This window comes from Tepidibacillus sp. HK-1, assembly GCF_001748485.2.
GTDB lineage: Bacteria > Bacillota > Bacilli > Tepidibacillales > Tepidibacillaceae > Tepidibacillus_B > Tepidibacillus_B infernus.
The window spans coordinates 42,111-67,232 of the sequence record NZ_BDGM02000017.1 but is presented as its reverse complement, the minus strand read 5'-3'; the positions used below and the strand labels follow the sequence as shown (position 1 = coordinate 67,232).

Annotated in this window: 23 protein-coding genes and 7 tRNA genes; 2 read left to right on the top strand and 28 right to left on the bottom strand. The window is 36.5% G+C overall.

Annotated features, from left to right (window positions below):
- Positions 1-279 precede the first annotated feature (279 nt).
- The 5 genes from tatC to BEN26_RS09990 are packed head-to-tail and all read right to left on the bottom strand — an operon-like array spanning position 280 to position 3,835.
- Positions 280-1,020, bottom strand: coding sequence for a twin-arginine translocase subunit TatC (gene tatC / locus BEN26_RS10010; RefSeq protein WP_069799887.1), 741 nt, complete (start codon positions 1,018-1,020; stop codon positions 280-282).
- A gap of 14 nt (positions 1,021-1,034) precedes the next feature.
- Positions 1,035-1,715, bottom strand: a complete 681-nt coding sequence (locus BEN26_RS10005; protein ID WP_069799885.1) for a redox-sensing transcriptional repressor Rex — start codon at positions 1,713-1,715, stop codon at positions 1,035-1,037.
- Entirely contained in the window at positions 1,699-2,226 is a 528-nt protein-coding gene (gene mobB, locus BEN26_RS10000; RefSeq protein ID WP_220126424.1) for a molybdopterin-guanine dinucleotide biosynthesis protein B, read from the bottom strand. The genes BEN26_RS10005 and mobB overlap by 17 nt, the downstream gene beginning before the upstream one ends.
- Positions 2,220-3,200, bottom strand: a complete 981-nt coding sequence (locus BEN26_RS09995; RefSeq protein WP_069799938.1) for a molybdopterin-binding protein — start codon at positions 3,198-3,200, stop codon at positions 2,220-2,222. Before BEN26_RS09995 ends, mobB begins: the two co-directional genes overlap by 7 nt.
- An 8-nt stretch (positions 3,201-3,208) precedes the next feature.
- Positions 3,209-3,835: a molybdenum cofactor guanylyltransferase gene (locus tag BEN26_RS09990; protein ID WP_069799882.1), complete on the bottom strand. Its 627-nt coding sequence runs from the start codon at positions 3,833-3,835 to the stop codon at positions 3,209-3,211.
- Between the two features lie 229 nt (positions 3,836-4,064).
- Here BEN26_RS09990 and BEN26_RS09985 point away from each other — a divergent pair, with 229 nt between their 5' ends.
- Positions 4,065-5,999, top strand: a complete 1,935-nt coding sequence (locus tag BEN26_RS09985) for an ABC-F family ATP-binding cassette domain-containing protein (protein ID WP_069799880.1) — start codon at positions 4,065-4,067, stop codon at positions 5,997-5,999.
- Here the strand turns inward: BEN26_RS09985 and BEN26_RS09980 are convergent.
- The 15 genes from BEN26_RS09980 to BEN26_RS09910 all read right to left on the bottom strand — a co-directional run bounded on the left by BEN26_RS09980 (position 5,996) and on the right by BEN26_RS09910 (position 16,037).
- Positions 5,996-8,161 carry a hypothetical protein gene (locus BEN26_RS09980; protein WP_069799877.1) on the bottom strand — a complete coding sequence of 722 codons (2,166 nt, stop codon included), beginning with the start codon at positions 8,159-8,161 and terminating at the stop codon, positions 5,996-5,998. The two genes, BEN26_RS09985 and BEN26_RS09980, sit on opposite strands and share 4 nt — an antisense overlap.
- Positions 8,162-8,195: 34 nt before the next feature.
- Positions 8,196-9,944, bottom strand: coding sequence for a PAS domain S-box protein (locus BEN26_RS09975; RefSeq protein WP_069799875.1), 1,749 nt, complete (start codon positions 9,942-9,944; stop codon positions 8,196-8,198).
- Positions 9,945-10,490: 546 nt separating this feature from the next.
- Positions 10,491-11,495, bottom strand: coding sequence for a tRNA (adenosine(37)-N6)-threonylcarbamoyltransferase complex transferase subunit TsaD (gene tsaD, locus BEN26_RS09970; protein WP_084818848.1), 1,005 nt, complete (start codon positions 11,493-11,495; stop codon positions 10,491-10,493).
- The gene (gene rimI, locus BEN26_RS09965) at positions 11,492-11,947 is read right to left on the bottom strand and encodes a ribosomal protein S18-alanine N-acetyltransferase (protein ID WP_084818847.1); all 456 of its coding nucleotides are present in this window, start codon (positions 11,945-11,947) and stop codon (positions 11,492-11,494) included. Before rimI ends, tsaD begins: the two co-directional genes overlap by 4 nt.
- Positions 11,948-11,956: 9 nt before the next feature.
- On the bottom strand, positions 11,957-12,670 hold the full coding sequence (tsaB, locus tag BEN26_RS09960; protein WP_069799871.1) for a tRNA (adenosine(37)-N6)-threonylcarbamoyltransferase complex dimerization subunit type 1 TsaB: 714 nt from the start codon (positions 12,668-12,670) through the stop codon (positions 11,957-11,959).
- Positions 12,651-13,127: a tRNA (adenosine(37)-N6)-threonylcarbamoyltransferase complex ATPase subunit type 1 TsaE gene (gene tsaE, locus BEN26_RS09955; protein ID WP_069799869.1), complete on the bottom strand. Its 477-nt coding sequence runs from the start codon at positions 13,125-13,127 to the stop codon at positions 12,651-12,653. Before tsaE ends, tsaB begins: the two co-directional genes overlap by 20 nt.
- A gap of 169 nt (positions 13,128-13,296) precedes the next feature.
- On the bottom strand, positions 13,297-14,463 hold the full coding sequence (locus BEN26_RS09950; protein ID WP_069799867.1) for an iron-containing alcohol dehydrogenase: 1,167 nt from the start codon (positions 14,461-14,463) through the stop codon (positions 13,297-13,299).
- 169 nt (positions 14,464-14,632) lie between these two features.
- Positions 14,633-14,706, bottom strand: a tRNA-Gly gene (locus BEN26_RS09945).
- Between the two features lie 76 nt (positions 14,707-14,782).
- Positions 14,783-14,868 (bottom strand) — tRNA-Leu (locus BEN26_RS09940).
- A gap of 62 nt (positions 14,869-14,930) precedes the next feature.
- Positions 14,931-15,006 (bottom strand) — tRNA-Lys (locus tag BEN26_RS09935).
- A gap of 28 nt (positions 15,007-15,034) precedes the next feature.
- Positions 15,035-15,110 (bottom strand) — tRNA-His (locus tag BEN26_RS09930).
- Positions 15,111-15,254: 144 nt separating this feature from the next.
- Positions 15,255-15,329, bottom strand: a tRNA-Glu gene (locus tag BEN26_RS09925).
- Between the two features lie 20 nt (positions 15,330-15,349).
- Positions 15,350-15,440, bottom strand: a tRNA-Ser gene (locus BEN26_RS09920).
- 3 nt (positions 15,441-15,443) lie between these two features.
- Positions 15,444-15,519, bottom strand: a tRNA-Asn gene (locus BEN26_RS09915).
- Between the two features lie 53 nt (positions 15,520-15,572).
- A complete protein-coding gene (locus tag BEN26_RS09910) occupies positions 15,573-16,037 on the bottom strand; it encodes a SprT family protein (RefSeq protein ID WP_069799865.1) in 465 nt (154 codons plus the stop codon).
- Between the two features lie 72 nt (positions 16,038-16,109).
- Here BEN26_RS09910 and cmpA point away from each other — a divergent pair, with 72 nt between their 5' ends.
- Positions 16,110-16,259, top strand: coding sequence for a cortex morphogenetic protein CmpA (gene cmpA, locus BEN26_RS09905; RefSeq protein WP_399168315.1), 150 nt, complete (start codon positions 16,110-16,112; stop codon positions 16,257-16,259).
- A 29-nt stretch (positions 16,260-16,288) separates the two neighbouring features.
- Here cmpA and BEN26_RS09900 read toward each other — a convergent pair whose 3' ends face one another.
- The 8 genes from BEN26_RS09900 to BEN26_RS09865 all read right to left on the bottom strand — a co-directional run bounded on the left by BEN26_RS09900 (position 16,289) and on the right by BEN26_RS09865 (position 25,081).
- A complete protein-coding gene (locus tag BEN26_RS09900; RefSeq protein ID WP_069799863.1) occupies positions 16,289-18,448 on the bottom strand; it encodes a Tex family protein in 2,160 nt (719 codons plus the stop codon).
- 47 nt (positions 18,449-18,495) lie between these two features.
- Positions 18,496-18,846 (bottom strand): type II toxin-antitoxin system PemK/MazF family toxin, encoded by a 351-nt coding sequence (locus BEN26_RS09895; protein WP_069799862.1) that lies wholly within the window; start codon positions 18,844-18,846, stop codon positions 18,496-18,498.
- Between the two features lie 3 nt (positions 18,847-18,849).
- Positions 18,850-19,101, bottom strand: a complete 252-nt coding sequence (locus tag BEN26_RS09890) for a CopG family ribbon-helix-helix protein (protein ID WP_068727888.1) — start codon at positions 19,099-19,101, stop codon at positions 18,850-18,852.
- A 169-nt stretch (positions 19,102-19,270) separates the two neighbouring features.
- Positions 19,271-20,656 carry a Na+/H+ antiporter NhaC family protein gene (locus BEN26_RS09885; protein WP_161937338.1) on the bottom strand — a complete coding sequence of 462 codons (1,386 nt, stop codon included), beginning with the start codon at positions 20,654-20,656 and terminating at the stop codon, positions 19,271-19,273.
- An 8-nt stretch (positions 20,657-20,664) separates the two neighbouring features.
- Positions 20,665-21,831: an alanine racemase gene (gene alr / locus BEN26_RS09880; RefSeq protein WP_069799860.1), complete on the bottom strand. Its 1,167-nt coding sequence runs from the start codon at positions 21,829-21,831 to the stop codon at positions 20,665-20,667.
- A 12-nt stretch (positions 21,832-21,843) separates the two neighbouring features.
- Complete coding sequence (locus tag BEN26_RS09875; RefSeq protein WP_084818845.1) at positions 21,844-22,350, bottom strand: hypothetical protein; 507 nt, start codon at positions 22,348-22,350, stop codon at positions 21,844-21,846.
- 94 nt (positions 22,351-22,444) lie between these two features.
- Positions 22,445-23,464 carry an outer membrane lipoprotein-sorting protein gene (locus BEN26_RS09870; protein ID WP_068727797.1) on the bottom strand — a complete coding sequence of 340 codons (1,020 nt, stop codon included), beginning with the start codon at positions 23,462-23,464 and terminating at the stop codon, positions 22,445-22,447.
- A gap of 42 nt (positions 23,465-23,506) precedes the next feature.
- Entirely contained in the window at positions 23,507-25,081 is a 1,575-nt protein-coding gene (locus tag BEN26_RS09865) for a bifunctional ADP-dependent NAD(P)H-hydrate dehydratase/NAD(P)H-hydrate epimerase (protein WP_069799858.1), read from the bottom strand.
- Positions 25,082-25,122 lie beyond the last annotated feature (41 nt).

Here is a 25,122-nt window from a genome sequence, read left to right as displayed (position 1 = left end):
TCAGCTGAGATACATGGCAGAGCAAGACCTTGTCGGATTAGAGGCAAAACGGAGATACTCAAAACCGCCGACAAGTGACTTACAAAAAACTTAACTTTTTTGTGTCCAAGATATTGACTCAAGTCCAATTAAAAGGAGGACATTATTTTGGATAAGATTAAAAAAATATTATTCGTTTTTGTTCTAGTCACGATGTAATTTTATTTTCACTTAAACTTTAAAACATATAAAAAAAGCACGCTTCCTTCTTCAAGGTTGACGTGCTCTTTGTTGTTCAGATTAAATTTCTTCTAATGCTTGTTGGCGTTTTTTTGAGGCCACTTTGGATAGGATGATACTAATTTCATATAACAAAATGAGTGGAACAGAGACTAGAATATCTGACATCGGCTCAGGTGGTGTAATGGTGACGGCCACAATAATTAATACAAAATAGGCCAGCTTCCGAATTTTAATTAATAATTTAGGTGTAATGATACCTAGACGGGTTAAAAAGACTACGACAACTGGAAGCTCAAACACAATACCAAACGGAATCACGATGTTCAGCATAAAGCTAAAATACTGAGCAATCCCGTATACTTCAACAACACCTAACTGTTTAGAGATATTGGATAGAAAGGTAACGACCATTGGAAATAGAATAAAATAAGCAAATGATACCCCTAGTAAAAATAGAATAAAGGCAAAGGGAATAAACCATATGGTTGCCTTTCTTTCCCTTTTTGTTAAGCCTGGTGCAACAAATCGCCAAATTTGATATAACGCAAAAGGAAGGGAAAGGGTAATCCCAATCGCAAAAGCAAATTGCATGTAGACTCTTAGTGCATCAGATAAACGGAAAACGTTAAAGGTAACCCCTTTTGCTTTGAGCTCATCAGTAAAATAGCGAATAACTGGGTCTGTTAACATAAAACCAACCACCAAGGCAATGACAAAAAACAAGATAATCCAGATAATTCTTTTTCTTAACTCTTCTAAATGACTGACTAAAGTCATTGATTTATCTTGATCCACCATATGAGATCCCTCTCCTATTCATCTTCATTCTCTAGCTCTTGGTCTTGTTCCATTAGCTCATCTTCTGGAAAATTCTTAAGGAAATAGACCAATGTTTGTAATTCAGTCGTTAAGTCAATATGGTGTACCAATGTACCAGCTGGCACTGTTAGCCTTGAAGGAGTAAAGTTGAGGATTCCTCTAACTCCTGCATCTACTAATTTATCTGTTATTTCTTGGGCCACATGAACAGGTACGGTTAGGATCGCAACTTCAACCCGGAATAATTGAACCACTTCCTTTAAGCTATCAATCCCATAAACGGGAATACCATCAATTTCACGATTAAACTTGTTCGGATTGCTATCAAAGGCAGCCACAATTTTGATATTGCGATTCTTATAGAAATTGTAATGCAGTAAAGCTGTACCTAGATTACCAACCCCAATGAGAACAACATTGGTTACTTCATCTTGTTTTAAAAAGTCTCGTAAAAACTGCAACAAGTAGCTTACATTATAACCATATCCTTTTTTCCCTAATTCCCCCAAATACGAGAAGTCTCTTCTAATGGTTGCTGGATCGATCAATAACTCTTTGCTTAATTGGGCTGATGAAACACGCTGTTTTCCCATGAGATGTAACTTTTCTAAGTAACGATAATATAAAGGTAATCTCTTGGCTGTAACCTGTGGTATCTTATGATCTTGAGCCATCTTTTATCTCCCCCAATATATTTGATTGAATCAATTCTACAATCCCTTCAACATCGTCTAAATCATAAATAGGGATCTGCTTTTCATCAAGTGGTAACGAAGTTGCAATTGCAATCACATCTTTAAGACTTGAAAGTAGGGTTAGATCTTCTTCTCTACGAACGACTAAAATTTTAGATGGGGCTTCATGTTTATACCCCTCCACCAAGATAATGTCTACATCCTTCACATAGGAAATCACTTCCTCAAATGAAAGCGATCTCTCCACCTTCTCGATCATGGCCAATTTTTCTTGTGAGTTTATCAGTACAACATCAGAACCAGCTTGGGCAAATTTCCAAGTATCTTTCCCTTCATGATCCATTTCAAAACGATGGGCATCATGTTTAATGGCTGCAACACGATATCCTTGTTGTTTAAATGCGTGAATGACCTTCGCCATCAAGGTGGTCTTCCCACTACCGGAATAGCCAACAAAGCTAGCAATGGGAATTTTGCGTTCATTTAGCAACCATAATACCCCCCATAACCTAAACGTATGATTTCCTCTTTTGTTACTTTTTCACCTACAAGAATTCTTGGCAATACGACATCAAAGGCAGTAAAAGGATCATGTAATACTCCTCCAGGCAACCCGAGAATTGGTGTATTTTCTGAGTAGGCGACCATCAGCATCGAACCAGGTAGCATGGGTGTCCCTTGAGTAATTACTTCTGTAGCCATTTCTCGAATCGCAAAAGGGGTACGATCATCAGGATCGACAGACATTCCACCAGAAAGAAGAACCATATCTACTTTTTTATCAAGGAAATATTTGATTTCAGCTTTAATTTGCTCTACATCATCTGGAGCAAAACGCTGTTCAACCAACTCAGAGCCAAATGCTTTTAATTTCTTTTCTATAACCGGGCCAAAACGGTCTTTAATCCTGCCTTTAAATACTTCACTTCCGGTTGTGACTAATCCTGTTTTGAAAAGCTTAAATGGTTTAACCCCAATCACAGTTTTCCCTTTGGTAATCGCTTCAACTTGTTCAATGTATTTTTCTTCAACAATAAGAGGAAGTGCTCTAGTTCCTGCCAACTTCGCTCCAGGCTGCACGATTTTATTATTGAGCACAGTAGCTAGAGCAAGATCAGGGATTGTATTGATTTGATGAACGATTTCTTCATTTACTTTTGCTAATCCATATATTTCGGAAGTAAGTGTCACTTTCCCTTCATGTGGTTCGTTTGTAAGCACATGTTGCCCAGTAATCGCTTTTGCCATACGAATGGCAGCCTCATTTTCATGTAAATAACCTTTTTCTAACACTATTACATAAATATGTTCTTTTCCGATTTTTAATAATTCAGGAATATCTTCTTCTGTAATGATATGCCCTTTTTTAAATGCTCTTCCTTTAAATTCTCCAGGAACAATTTTAGTTAAATCGTGAGCTAGAGCATATCCAATTGCATCTTCCACTTTTATCTCTTTAAGCATAGAAGACTTCACTCTTTTTCCTCCTCAATCATCCAGCTTAATGCTTCCATATATTGTTCAGGATCATTCATATTGAAAAATATTTTTCCACTCTGGTTAAATTCTTGTACGTCTAGTTCCTCTACAATAAGAAGTCTCTTTTTATCCAGAATCCATTTTACTAAACTGTTTTTCCCTTCTTCTATATCTTTGGACATCGCATCTATCAAACTTTTTGAATAAATCGCATGTAAAGGTTGCAATTTATCTTTCCACTTAGGAATGACAATATCCATTTGATTCGTAGTTGCTAATTGGTACATCCATAGAGCCAAATCAACGGAAAAAAAGGGCATATCCGCAGCAACGACAAAATGATATAGATCTGTGCTATGAGTAAGTCCTGTTCGTATTCCATTCAACGGCCCTAAGAATGGGGTCTGGTCGTAAACAAGTTTAATGAATTCTACCTCTTTATCCAAAAAGGAAAACTGATAAGTCCCGCCAGAAACAATGATGATTTGTTTAGATACTGATTTTAACCGCCGAATCGACCGGTCTATCATTATTTCCTTTCCTATTGGCAATTCCCATTTTGGAAGCCCATTCATTCTTTTATTTTGTCCGCCAGCTAACAATATAGAAGTGAAGCTCATGGCTTTTTTCCCCATCTCTACTATTTTACAATATTTTTTACGAAATTGCTCAATCTTGAGCAAAGTTATCTTTCATTAATACTAACTCAAACGACTAAGAAGGAAAAGGATTTTTATCACACATTCTTCATACCTTCTTCTAGAAATTGTGCATTGCAAAGGAAATGAGTCTTCCACTTGATTGATAAATAGTATCTACGTTACACTTATGAAAAGAGGTGATTTACTATTGATATTACTACAAACGAACCGACTTTCAAAATCTTTTATCGTAGAACCTATTCTATCGGATATTGATATACAAATCCAATCCAATGAACGTGTAGGACTTGTTGGTGTAAATGGAGCCGGAAAATCAACTTTGCTTAAAATCATTGCTGGCGAAATGCTCCCTGATTCTGGGGAGATTCATCTTGCCAAAAGTGCAACTGTTGGCTATTTAGCTCAAGATAGTGGACTTGATACAGAATTAACCATTTGGGAGGAAATGAAGCTTGTTTTTATAGACCTGATTAAACAAGAACAATCCCTTCGTCGTTTAGAAGAAAAAATGTCTGACCCAACCTATCTCGAAAACGCGACCATGTATGAAAAATTATTAAAAGAATACTCAGAATCGATGGAACGGTTTAAAGATCAAGGTGGATACGAATATGAATCACAAATTAGGGGTGTTTTACACGGCTTAGGATTCCACTCTTTTCCTTATGAAGAAACCTTTATTCACACCTTAAGCGGTGGTCAAAAAACAAGACTTGCTCTAGCAAAGCTCTTATTAATTTCGCCTGATCTTCTTATATTAGATGAACCAACCAATTATTTGGATATTGAAACCTTGACTTGGCTTGAAGCTTATTTAAAATCCTATTCTGGTGCCATCTTAGTTGTTTCGCATGATCGTTATTTCTTGGATGCCTTGGTCACAGTGATTTATGAAATTGAAAGAACAAAGGCAACTCGTTACGTAGGGAATTACAGTCAATATATTGAGCAAAAGGCACAGCAATTAGAATTAACATTGAAAAAATATGAAAAACAACAAGCAGAGATTGCCAAGTTAGAAGATTTCATTCAAAAAAATATTGCAAGAGCCTCAACCACTAGAAGGGCACAAAGTAGAAGAAAGGCCCTAGAGAAAATCGAAAAAATAGATCGGCCTATACTTAAACAAAAAAAAGCTTACTTTACCTTTGATATCGAGAAACAGAGTGGTACTCAAGTTCTGTCTGTAAAAGACCTTTCCATCGGGATTGGGGCTCGCCATCTATTCGAAAATGTTTCCTTTGATATTACAAGAGGGGAACGCGTTGCCCTCATCGGGCCAAACGGGATTGGTAAATCTACATTATTTAAATCCATTTCTGGAAATCCTATTGCAGAGATTCACGTCGATGGGATAATTCAATACGGCTCTAATGTAATGATCGGGTATTATGACCAAGAGCAGGATCGCTTGCATTTAGAAAAAAGAGTGATTGATGAAATATGGGATGAGCATCCAACGATGTTAGAAAGTGAAATTCGTACCTTATTAGGAAACTTTCTCTTTATTGGGGATGATGTTTTTAAGAAGATAAAAGATTTAAGTGGTGGGGAGAAAGCTAGAGTTTCCTTGGCAAAATTATTGCTACAAAAAGCAAATTTTTTATTGTTGGACGAGCCTACCAACCACCTAGATATTTTTAGTCGTGAAGTATTAGAAAATGCACTGATCGATTATCCTGGAACAATCCTCTTCATTTCTCATGATCGTTACTTTTTAAATCGAATTGCAACAAGGACGATCGAGCTAACAACAGAAGGGGCAACTAATTATTTGGGGAATTATAGCTATTACTTAGAAAAAAAAGCTGAACTAGAAGAACAAACACAAGTTCAATCTACACAAATTGAGCAAAAGGCGACGAAACAACAATATATAGAAGAGAAAGAAAGGCAAAAAATAGAAAGATCATTGAAAAGAAAAATTGAAAGTATTGAAGCAGAGATAGAGAGATTGGAAGAAGAAATAAGAAAAATTGAAACAGAACTTCTTCAGCCAGAGGTTTATTCTGATCATCAACTTTCTTATGCTAAGAATGATGAGCTTCAACAAATGAAAAACCAACTAGATCATCTGATGTTACAATGGGAAGAAATTCAGGAGGAGCTAGAAACAATCTAGCTCCTTTCTTCATTGATAGCTAAAAATAACATAGGAACTGCTGCAAAGATGATCATCGTTGATGCAGCCACAACACCTGAATCATTTACAAATAAAGCGGTGATCGAAGCAGCAACGATACCAAAAAAACCATGAAAAACATCAGGGTAATGCTCCATCACTCGTTTCAATGTTCCTTGTGGTTTTAGAAAAATGATTGCCATTGCAAAAATAGAAGTCACCATTACCTTACTCCATGAAGAAACTTGTATCAGTTTAAAATTCATGGCTAACTTCCTTTCAATCGTTTGAAAGATCATAGTGAAATCTCCTTGATAAAGTTTGGATAATGCTCTACCAATATGTGATTTGCTTTCTATTGGAACGATACTGTTTATAAACAATAGCATACCTAATCCTAAAACCAATATGAGCAACATCCAGATAATCCCTTTTTTGTTAAAGGTTAAGCCAGCAAACCTTATTGTAGCTATTCCCGTACCTACAATCGCAGATATTGCTCCCCCCGCATTCGTTCCAAGCGTAGGATATAAAAGAATAAAACTAATCCCTGCAAAAACAAATAAGGTAATAAAAAAAGTAACCCCATTCTTTTTCATTTGCAGAAAATGAGAGATAAATAATAAGGTTGCGCCAATATAAACGCCCATAAATTCATTACCAATCCCATAATATCTAGCACCAATGATCGGATCATACCCAAGGTAGGATCTTTTCATCAGTGGCCCACCCATGAAGGTATCTAAAGTTATGGATAGAAAAATCAATATACCCACTAGAAAAAAGGCTTTAATGGGTTTTAATTGTTGGACCAGCCATGCTAAAACTAAACTAATTCCAATCAAAGTACCTAGATAAAGGTAGGCGTAATTGGAGATCCAATCAGCTGTGACTAATAGAAGAAAAGGCATAAATAACATACTTAATAAACCTATTTGAATCCAAGAAAAGCTTCTTTTGTAATTTCTTAACCAAACCCAAATCGATAAAATAAGAATAAAGATTTGCCATCCGACATAAGTATATAAAACCGTAGCTCTTGTTCTATATGTGGTAGAAATCTGCTGTATTTCTTCCTCTAAACTAAGGTTTTCATCGATGCTCTTGATTTTTTGGCCTAACATGTATGAAGGCTGTTTAACTTCTAACTTTTCAAGAATTGTCGGCGCGATATCAATATTCGCCACAATTCCTGGTCGTTTCGTGGTACCAGAAATGAGGAAATTCCCTTGTTCTTGTCCATGATAGACCCAGACTGGAGATAAAAGCATATCCTCTTTTACTGCTTGTTGGCCTACCATTGGGGATAATACAATCAATGTTTGGTTTTGATTCAGTTGGTTGATGATCGTTTGAATAAATTGGCCTATCTCCTGATAAATGACATTTCTAAGTTGCTCTTCATAGTCGTTGTTCATCTGGTCTCTAAATTGTTCAAGCCGATATAAATCTCCTAAATCAAAAATAAGCAAATCAGTTAATTCACGATTTTCTCTCCATTTTTCCAACAAGTAGAGATAGTTTGTTTTTACTCCAAAAGGTCTTTTTCGATCCTTGATTAAGGTATTTTCACTTACATCTCCATAACTTAACCCAGTTTGATCCATTGTAATCAATGGTGCATATCTTATCCTCTCAAATGTATCATTGTTTCCGTAAACCTTTACCGTCAGGCCTGCCTGTTTTAATGATTCACCTAAGGCTCCAATGTAAAATGGAAATTTTTGGATCTGATCTCGTAATTTTTCAATGGGCAGAAAGAGAATCAGATCATCCCTTTCTGCTACTTCTGATCCTGTTTGTTGTTCATATACTTCTAACGCATTCATTCCTTTGTACTTTGCAATGCTTTCATAAGATTGATACGAATTCCCCATATCACTGACACCGATACCTCGACTCCCTGCTCCAATCGTTAAATAGCTATTAGCATCACTTCTACTGCTAGCTGAATTAAGGTTCATTGCACCTTTTATCCCATCTTGCTCTAATTGCTTAAATCCATCTATATTTTTATATTTAGTTTGATCATAAAAAGAAAGTTGATTTATGATGATTAACACAATTTGGTCTTTATTTTTACCAAGGGTATATGAAAAAGACGATCCTATCAAAAAGATCGTCAATAAAAGGATTACAAACCAACGGTTTAGCTTGGCCATCGTGATTACATCCTCCTAGACAAGACATCATTACCTATTCTTGCCCGTCAATAAAAGAATCATCCGTCTGTATTGGGAAAAATAAAACTACCTTTGTTCCCTCACCTTGGGTACTAAAGATTTGCAAATCGCCATCATGGTTTTTCATAATTCGGAAAGATACTGGAATGCCTAACCCTGTCCCATCATGCTTTGTTGTGTAAAAAGGTTCATATACCCTTGGTAACTGTTCCTCTGGAATACCTTCCCCATGGTCAGTAAAGATTACTTCAATTCTTTGCTGTATAGGATTATACAAAGAAGCTATCTCCATGATGCCGCCTTTCTTCATGGCTTGAATTGCATTTCGAATCATATTAACAAAAACTTGTTTGATTTGCCCTTCGTCAATAAAAACAAGGGGGAGTTCCTCTTGCAAATCCGTTACTAATTCAACATTATACATTGCCCCTTCTGCACTCATAAAAGTAATGGTTTCTTTAATAATCTGATTAATTTGCATCCACTTCTTAAATGAATCACTAGGATTAGCTAGTAACAACATTTCTTTAATAATTTCATTAATACGATTAATTTCATCTAAAACAAGGTGAATGTATTGTTTCTTATCATTATCCTTTAATTCATTTTCAAATACCTGTATAAACCCTTTAATGGTGGTAAGAGGATTTCTAATTTCATGGGCGGTTCCTGCAGCCAATTCACCAACTACGGCAAGCTTTTCTGCCCTTTGGATTTGTTGTTCTAGTTCAACCATCGGCGTAATATCTTTATAAATCCCCATCGCACCGATTTGTTTTCCCTGCTCATTCCTTAGGATACGAGTTGTAATCATCAGAAAAACCTTTTCACCGGATACATCAATCATTTCTTTCTTATAATTGCTATATTCTCTTCCTGAACGCAAGGTCTGAGTCAATTTAGTAAAAATGGTTTTCCGTTTTATAAAGACATCATCATAATACTTGCCAAGTACCTCTTCTGTTTTAAATCCAGTCATTTCCTCTGCACCACGATTAAAACCGTTGATCACGCCAAAGTTATCCACAGTAATCACACCATCTGAGATATGATCCAACATCACTTTGGCATGTTGTTCTACTTTTCGTAGTCGATTTTGCTCTGAGATATCTATAAATGTACTAATAATCCCAATCATCTGTTTTGATTCAGAATCATATAACGGTTTTGTTGAGGTCATCACCGGGATCTCCCGACCATCTTTTGTTGGGCAGAAGCTTTCAAAACCAAAAAAAGATTCCCCAGAATGTAAGGTTTTCCAAAATACATATTCACTATGATTCAGAATATTACCTTTTACAGTAAATCGTTCAATTTCTTCTTTAGTATAACCTGTAATTTCATATGCTTTTTGATTTACATACATCACTTTGCCTTGGTCATCGTAGAATATAATGCCTAATGGAATACTATCTAAAATTGCTTTATTTATCCTTTGTTTGTTTGATAAATTTTCGTTTATATCATTTACTGATTGGGCGATTTCACCAAAATGATCATCAGCCACTGATAATGGTTTTCCTGTATTTCGTAAAGAATCTAACTCTTCTTTTAATTGTCGTAAGCGCATTTGTGTTCTTTTTTCTACCGACTTTGCAACCATAACCGCTAATAATATAGAGAATAACAGCATTCCCCAAAATAGATAAGGACTTAATTGATTCTGTAAATCATAAGATTCATTTTTATCGATTAACAGGAGCATAGGGACTAAAATAAAGATAAAAACTTTTAAATAATGATGACTAGACCAATCTTTCACAAATGATGAACCCCTTTCAAATAGCTACCTCACTATTCCCTCCATCATTTCTATATTTTTGCTAGAAATCCTGTCTGAAAAATTGTGAAATTTTCAAATATCCACATATCCACAATATTATTCACATTCTGATCCTGCTTTAATTCTATTTTTACCCTACTTATCAACATAATTCACAATTTCTGGTTAAAAAATTGTCCATAACCCATTAATTTTTCATCCCTGATGGTACCTTGCATACCAATATCTATCCACATATCCACAATACTGTGGATAAATTCTATCCACAATACATTAAGAAAAGGTTTGTATATTCCATCGCGCTCCGTCATCCGTGCCCTTCTATGAATAAAGATTAAGGAGAGAAGGGCACTTCTGAAGGCACACAAAGTGTACAAGTCGTGCTACACAGCTAAAGCTGCTAGTCACGCTATGTAGCAGCTTATGGAATATACAAACCCCTAAATGACAAGTGGAAGAAAGTTATACTTTATTATCTTTAAAAAAGACTTATTTGTGAAGTAAATCTTTTTTTGCATGTAACTATTAAACTGTAGTTAATGGCAATCCAGCCACACCATTTAAGTCTAATGTACTCCATTTCCTTTTAATATGATAGAAGTATCCAGCACTTGCAATCATCGCCGCATTATCTGTACATAAAGCTAATGGAGGAATGGTTAACTCAACATCAAGTTGCTTGCAGACATGTTGCAAGTTTGAACGTAAACCTTGGTTTGCTGCAACTCCTCCAGCTAAAATAAGGTGTTTTACCTGTTTTTCCTTAATCGCTCTCATTGTTTTTTCAACTAATACCTCTACTACAGCCTCTTGGAAACTAGCTGCCATATCTTCTTGTGAAATCTTGGTGCCTTTTTGTTCAGCATGATGCATTGTGTTTATCACTGCTGATTTCAAACCACTAAAGCTAAAATCATAACTATCATCCATTAATGCCCTTGGTAGTGGAATTACAGGCTTTCCCTCTTTAGCTAGACGATCAATATGGGGACCGCCTGGATAAGGTAACTTTAATACCCTTGCAACTTTATCGTAAGCTTCACCAGCCGCATCATCTCTTGTTTGACCAAGGATTTCAAATTGAAGATGATCCTTCATATAGACCAATTCAGTATGTCCTCCAGAGACCACCAATGCAATCAATGGGAATTGAAGAGGTTTAACTAAATGGTTTGCATAGATGTGACCAGCAATATGATGAACACCAATTAGAGGTATTTCTTTGGCGAAAGCAATAGCTTTGGCTGCAGCAATTCCCACCAATAATGCTCCAATCAGACCTGGCCCGTAAGTTACAGCTATTGCAGAAATATCATCTAAGGTTAGATTCGCTTCTCTTAGTGCCTCATCTAAAATAAAATTAATCCCTTCTACATGTTTCCTTGATGCTACTTCGGGAACAACCCCACCAAACCTCTTATGAACGTCAATCTGGGAGGAAACGATATTGGATAAAATGGTTTGGCCATCTTTAACCACAGCCACAGAAGTTTCATCACAACTTGTCTCAATCGCTAAAATATAAGTCATTCCAAATTCACCCACATGATTATTGCATCTTCCATTGTATCTGCATAATAATTTTTACGTAATCCTTCTTCTTTAAAGCCTAGTTTCCGGTATAAATTTTGAGCAATCTGATTAGAAACCCGAACCTCTAACGTCATGCTTTTGGCCCCAAACATTTTCGCTATGGCTATTAAATGCCTCATCATCAATTCTCCTAATTTTTGTCCTCTAGCATGGGGATGAATCGCAATATTTGTTACATGTGCTTCGTCTAGAATAATCCACATTCCTGCATAGCCAACAATATCCCCTTCTATTTCTAGAACATAATATTGGGCAAATCGATTCGTCGTCATCTCACTAACAAAGGCTTCCTTCGACCATGGTTTGGAAAATGAGGCTTGCTCCACATTCCACATTTGCTCTACATCTTCAATATTTGCTTTTCTAATATTAAGTTGTTTTTTCCCCAAACAAAACACCTAACCTTTAGTAAGTTTTTGTTTTTCTAACCATTTTACTTCTGCTTCAGCTAACTGTAAGTACGCTGGGGCGAAATCAAAGGTGTTGTCTACCGTACCTGTCAGATACTGCTGATAGGCAAGCCACCCTATCACACTAGGCCGAGGTAGATTAAAAGGAGAAGATGAATATGTTGCATATTCGCCTAAAAATTCATCGATTTGTGTTTGATGTAGGCAAACATCATCTCCGACAAATAGGACTTGCTCTTCTCTTTTTTTAAGAATTTGTAGCCAGTCAGAAAGTAAAATAATCCGGTCATATTCAAGGTTACTCCAGCTGTCATTTCTTTGTTGGTAAAGGCCAACATAAGCTTGTCCCCTACGAGCATCGATAAGAGGTGAAATCACTCCTGGAAATGAATGTTGTTGATACGCCATGGTTTCTAATGTAGACACACCTACAATCGGTATATTTTGAGCCCAAGCAAAGGTTTTTGCAGTTGTTACACCAATACGAACACCGGTATAGGACCCAGGTCCTTTTGCTACTGCAACAAGATCAATTTCATTAGGACTCCATTTTACCTCATCAAAAAGTTGGGCGACAGTTGGCATTAAACGAATAGAATGATTTTTTCTGAGGTTCGTTGTCATCTCTGCATAGATCTTTTTTTCATCTAATAAAGCAACCCCCATAACCGCTGTAGATGTATCAATCGCTAAAATCTTCATTCCTTGAAAACTCCTCACATAATTGGATATACCTTTCTCCTTTAGGTTCAAAAGTAATCTTTCGCTGATCATTACTTATTTTTTCTATCTTAATGTTAAGTAACTCCTCCGGTAAGAACTCATGGATCATCGAAGCCCATTCAATCATGGTAACCCCTTCACCATAGAAATACTCCTCAAAACCCAGATCTTCAGCACCATCTTCTAATCGGTATACGTCCATGTGATACAATGGAATACGGCCGTAATACTCCTTTATAATCGTAAAGGTTGGGCTATTGACAACCTGTGAAATCTCTAAGCCTTTCGCAATACCTTGAGTAAAGCTAGTTTTACCCGCTCCTAAATCGCCTTCTAAGGTGATAACATCTCCAGAATGTAAATATTTAGCCAATTTACTAGCCAATTGTTGTGTTTCAAAAACATCATTAGTAAAAAAAACATAGGGTTTGGACATAAAAATCTCCTTAACATTTATCATCTATGTTTAGCTTTTCCTATTTTCATATATTTTCTACTTACAAACTGCATGAATGATCCATCATTATACATTATCATAATTGAAAGTGGTTTAAAAGAGCAACAACTCGTAGCTACACAGCTACGAGTTGTTTTATTTGGGATCATTATAGACTCATGGTAAGAATATTTTTTACGTCTTCCTTAGTTAATTTTTTAAAGCGACCAATCGTTCCTTCCCGTTCAACTGCCTTCTCTGCCATCAGATCAAGATTTCGATCGTCGATATCATAATCTTTTAATCGGGATGGGGCACCGATTTGGTTGAAAAATTCCCTTACTTTCTCAATTCCTTCAAGAGCGATTTCTTTATCAGTTTTTCCTGAAGGGTCCACATTCCATACGCGTATCGCAAACTGCTTAAATTTTTCTACTCGTTCATCTACGACATATTTCATCCAGTTTGGGAAGAGAATCGCTAGACCACCACCATGAGGGATATCATAGATTGCACTTACTTCATGTTCAATTCCATGAGTGGCCCAATCGCCTTCCATACCCATACTGATCATTCCATTTAAAGCCATTGTCCCACCTAACAAAAGATTTGAACGAGCTTCATAATCCTCAGGGTTTTTAAGAACAGGTTCAGCATTTTCTATAACCGTATTTAATACAGATTCACATAATCGATCTTGTAAGGGTGTATTTTCAGTATGGCTAAAGTATTGTTCAAATACATGAGCCATCATATCCACAATTCCATAAACAGTTTGATCTTTAGGTACAGTGTAAGTTAATGTAGGGTCCAAAATGGAGAATTTGGGATACAAATGAATGCTTCCAGTTGATAATTTTTGTTGTGTTTCCCAATTGGTTACAACAGATCCACCATTCATTTCTGATCCAGTTGCAGCTAATGTCAAAATCACACCTAGAGGTAATGCCTTTTCAACAACAGCCTTTCCTAAATAGAAATCCCAGACGTCTCCATCATACTTTGCTCCAGCGCAGATTGCCTTTGAAGCATCAATTACACTTCCTCCACCCACAGCTAATACTAAATCAATTCCTTCAGTCTTACAAATTTCAATCCCTTTATGTATCGTTGTTAAACGTGGATTTGGCTCGACGCCAGCTAGTTCATATACAGCTAAACCCTCACTTTTTAAATGATCCATCACTTGATCAAATAATCCTGATCTCTTTACACTACCCCCACCAGTAACAATTAAAACCTTTTTACCAAATACTGCAGCTTCTCTATCTACATTTGCAACTTGGCCTTCTCCAAATAAAAGCTTCGTAGGATTTAAAAATGTAAAGTTTTTCAATTTGATCACTCCTTGTTAATATCTATTATACAAAAGTAGAAATGTTTGTACAAAAAAAGTACCCTATGGGTACACTTTTTTATCTTATGTAGTTTAATGGAGTACCCTTCAGGCACAACAATCTTCGCTTACTCAGAAGATTAATCAACGTTGTCACGCTCATTTTTAATGGAGCGGGTGATGGGAATCGAACCCACGCTACCAGCTTGGAAGGCTGGAGTTCTACCATTGAACTACACCCGCATGATCTTATATATGATCGGAATAAGCAAAATAAAAATAAAAGGAAGAATATCCGACGTAATGCTCAGAAGTTTAATGGTGCGGTCGGCGAGACTTGAACTCGCACGGTCAAGGACCACTACCCCCTCAAGATAGCGTGTCTGCCGATTCCACCACGACCGCATATAAAATAAATTTAAACATATAATATTTTATCATGAAAACGACAAATCGTCAAACGAAGCTGGTGAGCCATACAGGATTCGAACCTGTGACACCCTGATTAAAAGTCAGGTGCTCTACCTGCTGAGCTAATGGCTCATAAGAGACTAATTAAAGCCTAATCTAATGGGGCGACCAGTGGGAATCGAACCCACGGATGCCGGAGCCACAATCCGGTGCGTTAACCACTTCGCCATGGCCGCCATAATAAAAATTAAGATAGAAGAAAGTTATATTTTCATTAAAATTAAAATAGCTTGCTTTCGCAAACTAAACGGGTACTAGAACTTAAATTTTTTTAATGTATTTATTTCCGACCTCTGACTTCTGAAAACTGACATCTGTTTTGGTGACCCGTAGGGGATTCGAACCCCTGTTACCGCCGTGAAAGGGCGGTGTCTTAACCACTTGACCAACGGGCCATATTTATTACTTCATAGAATGGCGGAGAGAGAGGGATTCGAACCCTCGCACCGATTGCTCGATCTAACGGTTTAGCAAACCGTCCTCTTCGGCCTCTTGAGTATCTCTCCATATGGCTCCTCGTGCAGGACTCGAACCTGCGACAACTCGGTTAACAGCCGAGTGCTCTACCAACTGAGCTAACGAGGATCATCTAACAGTGACTTTTATAATTTATCATACTAGCCTATCCTTTGTCAACATTATTTTTGATAATCGATCTCAATTCCTTTTAATTTTCCGCCACATTTTCCACAACGATAACGATCAGGATTCATTTTCTTTTTTCTAAAATATTGTTGTTCACATGTTCTACATTCAAGAAGAAACCGATAAGGTTGTTCTTTTTGCTTGCTTAGCTGTTTCGCAAAACGGCTACCACCTATTTTTTTCAAACACTGTTTAAAATCTTGGTCTTTATGTTTATATCCTTTCCCCTGAAGATGCATATGGTAATGACATAATTCATGTTTGATGATGCCAATTAGTTCATCCAAACCATACTGTTCATAAGACTTTGGGTTAAATTCAAGATGATGTGTTTTGGTCAGATATCTTCCACCAGTTGTTTTTAAACGAGAATTAAAGATAGCCTTGTGTAGGAATGGCATTGAAAAGAAGTGTAAGGATATTTCCTCGACTAATCGTTGTAGCTCATCATTTTCCATTCAAATCACCTACATAGATTGAGTTTCGAACCAATTTTCATTCATCTACATAGGATAACATATAATTCGAAAATGGAAAGGGGCGATTCTGTGCCAGATTGGTTGCGTCGTCAATTTACCCAAGCTTTTTATTATAAAGATAAGTACAGGATCAAACTTTTGAATGAATTTTGGCTCTCCTATATAAAAAAAGAACAATTGGAACAGAAGCGACCTTCATAGGCCGCTTCTTTCATTTCCCATATCAGCTACTATTTCCCTTGATTTTTCATCGTAAGGCTGATTCTCTTTTTCGAAACATCGGTTTGAAGAACCCAAACATCGACGATATCTCCAACAGAAACAACATCTAATGGGTGTTTCACATAATGATCGCTTAATTCTGAAATATGAACTAGCCCATCTTCTTTCACACCAATATCTATAAATGCCCCAAAATCGACAACATTACGAACAGTACCTTGTAAATGCATTCCTGGTTTTAAATCTTCAATTTTTAAAATATCTTTTAGCAGGATCGGTTTTGGTAATTCGTCTCGCGGATCTCTAAAAGGGCGAATTAAACTCTCTATGATATCCTTCAAAGTGGGTATTCCAATTTGTAAATGTTGACTTAATACATCTACTTGTATTTCCTTTAGTTTTTCTTTTATTTTTTCGCTACCGATGTCATGAACAGGATACCCTATATAGTTAAGTAAATCGTAGGCAACTTGATAAGATTCAGGATGAATAGAGGTTTTATCTAATGGATTGTCTCCATCAATTCTTAAAAACCCAATTGCTTGCTCATACGTTTTGGCTCCGAATCTAGGGATATTTTTCAATTCCTCACGAGAATTAAATTTCCCATATTCTTCACGGTAGGCTACCAAATTTTTGGCTACTGTCTTATTCATACCTGAGATATATTGTAAGAGAGAAACTGAAGCGGTATTTGCATCTACTCCCACGTAGTTTACTACGGATTCGACCACTTGTTTCAAACTTTCTTCTAATCTCTTTTGAGATACATCATGCTGATATTGACCAACACCAACTGATTTGGGATCGATTTTTACAAGCTCTGCTAATGGATCTTGTATTCTTCTAGCAATCGAGATCGCGCTACGCTCTGATACATCCAACTCAGGGAATTCTTCTCTTGCTAATTCAGAAGCTGAATATACACTTGCTCCAGCTTCATTGACAATCAAATAAAAGATATCTTGCTCCATTTCTCGAATAAAATCAGCAATAAATTGTTCTGTTTCTCTCGAAGCCGTCCCATTGCCAATTACAATTAATTCGATCTCAAATCGATCGACCAACTCCTTTAGTTGCTTTTTAGACTCCTCTATTTTATTTTGTGGTGGAGTTGGATAAATCACTCTTATATCCTCTACTTTACCGGTTGGATCGATGACTGCAAGCTTACAACCAGTTCGATAAGCTGGATCCACCCCAAGAACCATTTTCCCTTTAATCGGAGGTTGTAATAAAAGCTGTCTAAGGTTAGCTGAAAAAATATGTATTGCTTGTTCCTCTGCTTTTTCCGTTAAAATTTGTCTAACTTCCCTCTCTATTGAAGGTGCAATCAATCGTTTATAGCTATCTTCAATAACCAGAAGAAGTCTTTCAGGTAACTTCTTAAAATTTGTTAGTGGAGTAAACTTTTTTTGTATGTGTTTGTAAATAGACTCTTCTTCCATATGTATTTTAACTTTTATAAAATCCTCTTTTTCTCCACGATTGATGGCTAATATTCGGTGACTTCTGATGCTTTTTACTGGTTCTTGATAATCGTAATACATTTCGTAGACGCTTTCTTGTTGTTGATCTTTTGCTTGTACGATGAGTACCCCATGTTTTAAAGTTTCTTCTCTGATCCATTGTCTAACTGAAGGATCGTCTGAAATCATTTCTGCAATAATATCTTGTCCACCTTGTATCACGTCTTCGACTGAGCCTACTTCTTGATTTGGATTGATAAACTGAAGTGCTATCTCTTCAATTTGGTCCACTTTGCTTGGATCCAACAAAATAGAAGCAAATGGTTCCAATCCTTTTTCTTTAGCAATACTCGCTCTCGTTCTTCGTTTAGGCTTATAAGGGCGATATAGGTCCTCTATTTGTTGTAATTTGGTGGCTTGTTCAATCTGTATTCGCAATTCTTCCGTTAACTTCCCTTGTTCATCAATAAGACGTATAACCTCTAGTTTTCGATCATATAATGTCCTTAAATAAGTAATTCTCTCAGCAATTTCCCTTAATTGGGTTTCATCCAATTGCCCAGTTATTTCTTTTCGATATCTCGCAATAAAAGGAATGGTATTGCCATCATCCAATAAAGATATGACCTGCTTTATTTGTTCTTCTTTTAAATGCATTTCTTCCCCAATTTGACGTGTCATAAATTGTAATGATTCCATTTACATTTCTCCCTTTATTCTCATAAAAAAAGAGGGTTTAACCCTCTTTAAAAGTCTATCATTCCTAAACTAATTTGCAAAGCATCATTGATTTTTAACATCATTTCTTCATCTAGATGTGTGATCTTATCTGTTAATCTTTGCTTATCAATGGTTCGAATCTGTTCTAATAAAATAACAGAATCACGATCAAACCCATATGTCTTCGCATCAATCTCGACATGTGTAGGTAATTTTGCCTTTTGAATCTGTGCTGTAATAGCTGCGACGATGACGGTCGGACTGAAGCGATTCCCTATATCATTTTGTATGATTAAAACAGGGCGAATTCCCCCTTGTTCTGATCCAACCACAGGGGAAAGATCCGCAAAAAAAACATCGCCACGTTTAACAATCAAGACTTACACCCCGCTTACTAAGCGGTCCAAAGCTGTATCAGCCTCATCCTCTAAAACAAAAGATTCAGAGGCAAGGTTAAGGTTAATATTAGCCATTTCCATATAACCTTTTTGCATACTTTCACGAATGGATCTTTTTCTTCTCTCTTGGAGATACAATTTCATAGCTTCCCGTATCAATTCGCTACGATTTAAATTTTCCTTTCTCACTACTCCATCTACCTCTTGTAAAAGATTTTGAGGTAAGGTGATCATAATACGTTTTGTACTGGCCACAGTCTAAGCACCCCCAACAAATATCACGAGAACAAGATAACAATAATCATTTCTTTTTAATAATACCATTATGTCGAATTTCATGCAAAAATATACTTGATAAAAAGCAGTAGGAAAACAATACTATACAAAATACTATTATACACTATTATTCGATATTTTTTGCAATTTTCCTGCCAGTAGTTTTTTCCTTTTTAGCAAAACCCCACCAATAGTGCAAATAGCTATAGATTGGCAATACAACTAAAAGGAAGGCATAGGGTAAATAATCTAATACAGATATATTTAACGCTATTCCTAAAAGAATCGCATTCAAATTCCAAGGAATTAATCCTGCAACCATCATTCCAGAATCTGAAATCATCCGATTTAATAAGGTAAGCTTCATATCCATTTTTTTATAGATATTTGACATGACTTTTCCAGGAATAATGATACCCATCACCTGGGTAGAAGATAGGGCAGCTGATGCAATACTGATTCCCATTGTTTTTTGAACAACTGATAATTCATTTTTCATCGATTTTGTCATTTTATCTAAAATGATTGATAAAATGCCTGATGAATCTAAAACCCCGTAAAAGGCACCAGCAACAACAATAAGAAGGATTTGGTTAAACATATTCCATCCTCCGCCAAATAATTTCCCATTTGGATGATTAAATCCGAAGAGAGCATATTGGCCTAATTCTAAGACATCCCTTCCTTGAAATATATATGCTAAGACAGCCCCAATCAGAATACCTGCTAACAAATTTAATCGTGTTGAAATTTTAAAAAAAGCTAAAATCATGATAACTAAAGGGGGCAAAAGTAACCAAAGAGATAATGTGCCATATAAACTAACTATTTCTCTCCTTGCTTGTCCAACAACAAAATCTGCCCCTCCACCAATGCTATCTATCCCACTTTCTATAAATAAATAGAAAATTGAGGTAATCATCATTGCTGGAATCAGTGTTTTTAGCAATTCCTTGATATTTTCATAGTAGTTGGTATCCGTAACTAGTGAGTTCATTTGTGCTGCTGAAGATAAGGGGGAGGTCCGATCCCCAACAAATGCTCCGGACACCAAAGCCCCTGCAACAAGAGAAGGAGAAATCCCCAAATGGTGTGCCATCCCCATAAAAGCAACGCCTACTGTACTAGAGGTTCCCACAGAAGTTCCTAAAAGCATGGAGATCAAAGAGCTCACAATAAAACTAATGAAGACCAAATAGTTTGGATGAATTAGAGCTAAACCATAGTAGACAAGAGCATCGATCGTACCACTACTAGACCAGATAGCAATTAAGATACCAATTAAAACAAGGATGACAATTATCATCGAGATAGAGCGAATTCCGCTAATTGAAGCTATCCATAGAGATTGAACCTTTATGTGATAAATCATGGCAATAAGAACCGTTAAAAAATAGCCAAATAGTAATGGAATAAATAAGGGAATATCTAAAAGAAATACAGTGATCATGAGAAAGGCAACAGTTAATACAATCGGTATTAAAGCAACAAAATATGGGATCTTGGCCTTCATTACATCACCTATCTCCATAAGTTGTTGATCACAGCATCAATTTGGCCATCCTTTAAATAAATTCGTGGGATCCTCTTTCCTACGAGTGTAGCTAACTCATAGTTAATCGTACCTAATTGTTCTGCATGATCATCCATTTGAATCGACAGTCCATTTTGCGTGCCATAAATGACTACTTCATCATCCACTTGAACCAATGGAATATCGGTTACATCAATCATGATTTGATCCATACAAACACGGCCAATCACAGGAGCTTTTTCTCCACGAATTAGAACAAATCCTTTATTGGATAACCCCCTTGAAAAGCCATCTGCATATCCGATTGGAATCGTTGCAACCATTGTATCTCTTGGAGCTACAAATGTAGCACCATAACTAACCGATTGTCCTTTAAAAATCTTTTTTAAATACACTACTTTCGATTTGATCGACATCACTGGCTTTAAATGATGATTTGAAATCTTTACATTCTTTGAAGGAAGTAATCCATACAAGCTAATGCCTAACCGTGTCATTGTTTGTTGTAGATCAGGCATATCAATCATCGCAGCACTATTAGAAGCATGGACAAAACGTATATCTTGGATTGATTTCATTTTTTCTGCAACAGCCATAAATGTCTTATATTGCTTTTGCGTAAATGTTTTATCTTCCTCATCTGCTGTGGCAAAATGAGTAAAGACCCCTTCAATCTCAATCCAAGGAGATTTTCTTAATTCATGAAAAAAGGTTAGTGCTTCTTCAGGGAAAACCCCAATTCTCCCCATTCCGGTATCTACCTTTATATGAACTTTCAATTTCTTTTTTTGTTTTTCTCCCACAAGATGGATCTGCTTGATTATTTCTTTAGTAAAAACTGTAAGGGTTATATCATATTCAAAGGCTTTTTCAACAGCAGATATCGAGGTATGTCCTAAGATAAGAATGGGATCCATGATGCCTGCCTTTCTTAATTCGATGGCTTCATCTATAAAAGCAACCGCAAAATAATGTATTCCAATCGATTGCAAATGCTTAACAATAGGTACCGCACCATGGCCATAAGCATCAGCCTTAACGATTGCAAGTATTGTCATTGAATGAGGAATTCGTTCTTTGAAAAAATGGACATTATGGGTTACAGCATCTAAATCAATCTCAGCAATAGTTGGACGATAAAAAGAGTGTTCCACCTTATGCACCTTCTATCTTTTAGCTTTTGCAATTTGCTCTTCTAACGTTTTTAAAAACTCATCAGAAACGGCTAACGCTGTTTTTTTCCCTTTGATTTTGTAAAAATGACGTAAATCATAAGCTGGTTCAATTTGCACCAAAGGAATGATGGTTTGATGATTCCCCTTTCTAATTCTTAAGTCAACATTCGTTAAAATATATAGTGGTCGATAAAGCAATTGATAAAAAAATGGCTGGATCAGCAGAATAAAGATGGCACCGATAACAGCGTAGATTTTAAATGAAGGATGATTATATCCTACGATTACAATTAAAGCCAATATATAAAAAACAAAAACTAAAGATTCTACAATTTTTACTCTTGGAGACTTTCGTAAAAATAATGTCAGATAACTTGGTTTTTCTTGTCGAATCTCTTCCACAATCTTCACACCCATCTCATTTACTTCTATCGCCAATCTTAGTCTTTTCTTTGCTCTTTTGTCAACATTCGTCTTCTTAAGATTTGTATATTCCAACGTGCTCCGTTGTTCGTGCATCTCTTTTAAATGGGAAAATTGGAAAAAAATAAGGGCGGTTCTTCCGCCCAAAAATATTTTTTATGAACTTTGATTATTTACCTGATTGCTCAAATACTGATTGTGCAACAGAAACCATTTCTTCTGCAGGCAAATCACCTGTTAATTTAAATTCAACACCATCGTATGTCCAGGAAAGGGTTCTTATTTCATCCATGTCTGTTAGGATACCTAATCCATATCCAAGATCGATAATATCTGCTTTTGCAGAATCTGGTGCTGAAGCACTGATTGCTTTTGGTCTTGACTCTGTGAGATTGTAATTAAATTCACCTTTATATTTAATAACCACTTTTCTATCTTCGCCTTGATTGATGACTTGAGGAGCCTGTTTTGTTACCCCAGAAGGTATATAACTTGGTTCAATAATACCAAAACTCTTACTATTGTCTGTATTGGCTAATGTTGGCATAGAGCTTAGATCCCATCCTGTCAAATTACGTTGCATATCAAACGCATCATCTTCAAATTCAACATCGAATTCAAAGTTTGTAAATTCCATGGTCACAAGTTGTGTCTGATTAGGATCAAAAATTTCAACTTTAATTGGGCGAAGATCTTTATCAAACCAAACCTTTTGTTGACTTAGTGTTTGATTTTGATAGTTCCCTTTTATTTGGAAAACATAATGATCTTCTTCTTCAGAAAAAACACGCTCTCCATCCTCAATTACACTTTTAGCAAGAGATTGAAATAAGTAAACTTGACCATTTGATTCTGGCCAATCACTTTTAAAGCGAAAGCTTTTGTTTAAAGAAGGATCTAAGACAAAGACACCTTCATCATTTTTTAGAACGATTTGTGTTACTTGAGAATTGGCATTACTTAGTGCAATTCGGTAATAATTAGGCTGTTTATACCAAACCTCTACCGAGTATTCTTGAGTCGTTTCGCCTGTTTTTATATTCATTGTTCCAATCGCCTTATAGCTATTTAAAGAATCTAAGGTGTCTTCTAAATCTCCAACGATATCATCAGCACTTTTTTGTCCACAACCAGATGAGAAGAGAAGCAAAATGATAACTAAAGCAAATAACCATTTAGCTCGACGCATTTTATATATTCCCCCTCTAATTCGACAAATTCAAATAACTTGTCAATTTCCTGGGAAATGTGTCGGTAACGCATCGACGTGATTTGACAAAGTAGACATGGCAAAACCTATTTTGTCGATTACATCTGTAGCGATTGTACTATAATTAGAAGGTTTACTAGCAAGATTTCCAGCTATCCCATGAAGATAGACGGCTAACATCACTGCATCTAGGATCGGTAATTTTTGAGCAACGAATCCTGTTATCATTCCTGTTAGAACATCACCTGAACCACCCTTGGCTAGTTCAGGCCCCCCAGTTGGATTGAGATACAAATCTCCATTTGGAGTTGCGATAAGGGAATGCGCCCCTTTCAACAGCAGATAAACCCCATATTCAGATGCGAATTCTTTAGCAACCTTGATTCGATTTTTTTCTACATAGGCAACATCTCGTTTGATAAGTCGTGCCATCTCTCCTGGATGGGGGGTAAGAATCGTTTCACTTTTTCGTTGATCGAGTAGACCTATCTCCTTTGATAGGAGGTTTAATCCATCTGCATCGATGATCATTGGAAGATTGATGGATAAAAGGAGTTTTTTAAACCATTCCAGCCCTAATTCCCATTGGCCAATTCCTGGGCCAATGCCGATCGCTGTATAATTTTTTTCTTCTAATCGGAGAGCTTCTATACTATTTAGTGCAAAATGTCCTGTCGAATCTTCATCCATTGCAATACAAATGGCTTCAGGGACTCTAGAGAACACCATAGGTTGGATTGAAGCCGGTACAGCTGAGGTAGTTAACCCAGCACCAGTACGTAAAGCGGCCATTGTTGCAAGTGTAATAGCACCTGGCATATTTTTAGAGCCACCTATGATAAAAGCATGACCATAAGTCCCTTTATGACTATTTCTTTTGCGGATGGGTAAACGTGTACGAAGGTCGTTCTGAGATAAAAGGCTGATTCTTGGGTCAACTTCCTTAATCACAATAGAAGGGATTGAAATATCTACTACCTTTAGTTTCCCTATATACTCTGTACCCGGATAGAGATATTGCCCAATCTTAGGTAAGGTAAAGGTAATGGTATAATCAGCAATTAAGGCAAGTTCAACCACTTCTCCTGTATTGCTATTCACTCCCGTGGGAATATCAATGGCCACTTTCGTTGCATTCGTCTGATTTACAAATTGGATGATTGATTTATATGGCTCCCTGAGTCCTCCTGTTGCACCTGTCCCCAATAAGGCATCTACAATGATGTCTGCTTTGATCAAACTTTCCTTTAATTCCAGTTCATTGTCTTGGCTAAATATGTTTACTTTATATCCAGATTGAATAAGTGCATTAAAATGAATCGTCGTTTCAGGTGTGAATTTTTCAGGACTGCCAATTAACCAAGTTTGAACGTCATAACCATGATTCCCCAAATGCCTAGCTGTAACAAAACCGTCCCCTCCATTATTCCCATGACCGGAAAGAATCACAATCTTTGCCGGTTTGAAAATAAATTGCATCATTTCTCTCGCTACTTGACTTCCGGCGTTTTCCATTAAAACAATACTTGGAATACCAATTTCTTCAATCGTCTTCCTGTCAATTTCACGCATTTCTTCTGCAGTTACCAGAAACACTTTTCCTCCTCCTTTTTTCACTGCGTTATATATGTATGTCC

Bases quoted from the DNA above. Each gene is read 5' to 3' on its own strand.
- BEN26_RS09900 (WP_069799863.1), bottom strand. From the start codon at position 18,448: ATGGAATCATTACAATTTATGACACGTCAAATTGGGGAAGAAATGCAT.
- BEN26_RS09890 (WP_068727888.1), bottom strand. From the start codon at position 19,101: ATGATCACCTTACCTCAAAATCTTTTACAAGAGGTAGATGGAGTAGTG.
- BEN26_RS09990 (WP_069799882.1), bottom strand. From the start codon at position 3,835: ATGAGCTTCACTTCTATATTGTTAGCTGGCGGACAAAATAAAAGAATG.
- tsaB (WP_069799871.1), bottom strand. From the start codon at position 12,670: ATGAAGATTTTAGCGATTGATACATCTACAGCGGTTATGGGGGTTGCT.
- tsaD (WP_084818848.1), bottom strand. From the start codon at position 11,495: ATGACTTATATTTTAGCGATTGAGACAAGTTGTGATGAAACTTCTGTG.
- BEN26_RS09885 (WP_161937338.1), bottom strand. From the start codon at position 20,656: ATGAAGGCCAAGATCCCATATTTTGTTGCTTTAATACCGATTGTATTA.
- BEN26_RS09995 (WP_069799938.1), bottom strand. From the start codon at position 3,200: ATGCTTAAAGAGATAAAAGTGGAAGATGCAATTGGATATGCTCTAGCT.
- cmpA (WP_399168315.1), top strand. From the start codon at position 16,110: ATGGAAAGGGGCGATTCTGTGCCAGATTGGTTGCGTCGTCAATTTACC.
- BEN26_RS10005 (WP_069799885.1), bottom strand. From the start codon at position 1,715: ATGGCTCAAGATCATAAGATACCACAGGTTACAGCCAAGAGATTACCT.
- BEN26_RS09910 (WP_069799865.1), bottom strand. From the start codon at position 16,037: ATGGAAAATGATGAGCTACAACGATTAGTCGAGGAAATATCCTTACAC.
- BEN26_RS09980 (WP_069799877.1), bottom strand. From the start codon at position 8,161: ATGGCCAAGCTAAACCGTTGGTTTGTAATCCTTTTATTGACGATCTTT.
- tsaE (WP_069799869.1), bottom strand. From the start codon at position 13,127: ATGTCCAAACCCTATGTTTTTTTTACTAATGATGTTTTTGAAACACAA.
- BEN26_RS09870 (WP_068727797.1), bottom strand. From the start codon at position 23,464: ATGCGTCGAGCTAAATGGTTATTTGCTTTAGTTATCATTTTGCTTCTC.
- tatC (WP_069799887.1), bottom strand. From the start codon at position 1,020: ATGGTGGATCAAGATAAATCAATGACTTTAGTCAGTCATTTAGAAGAG.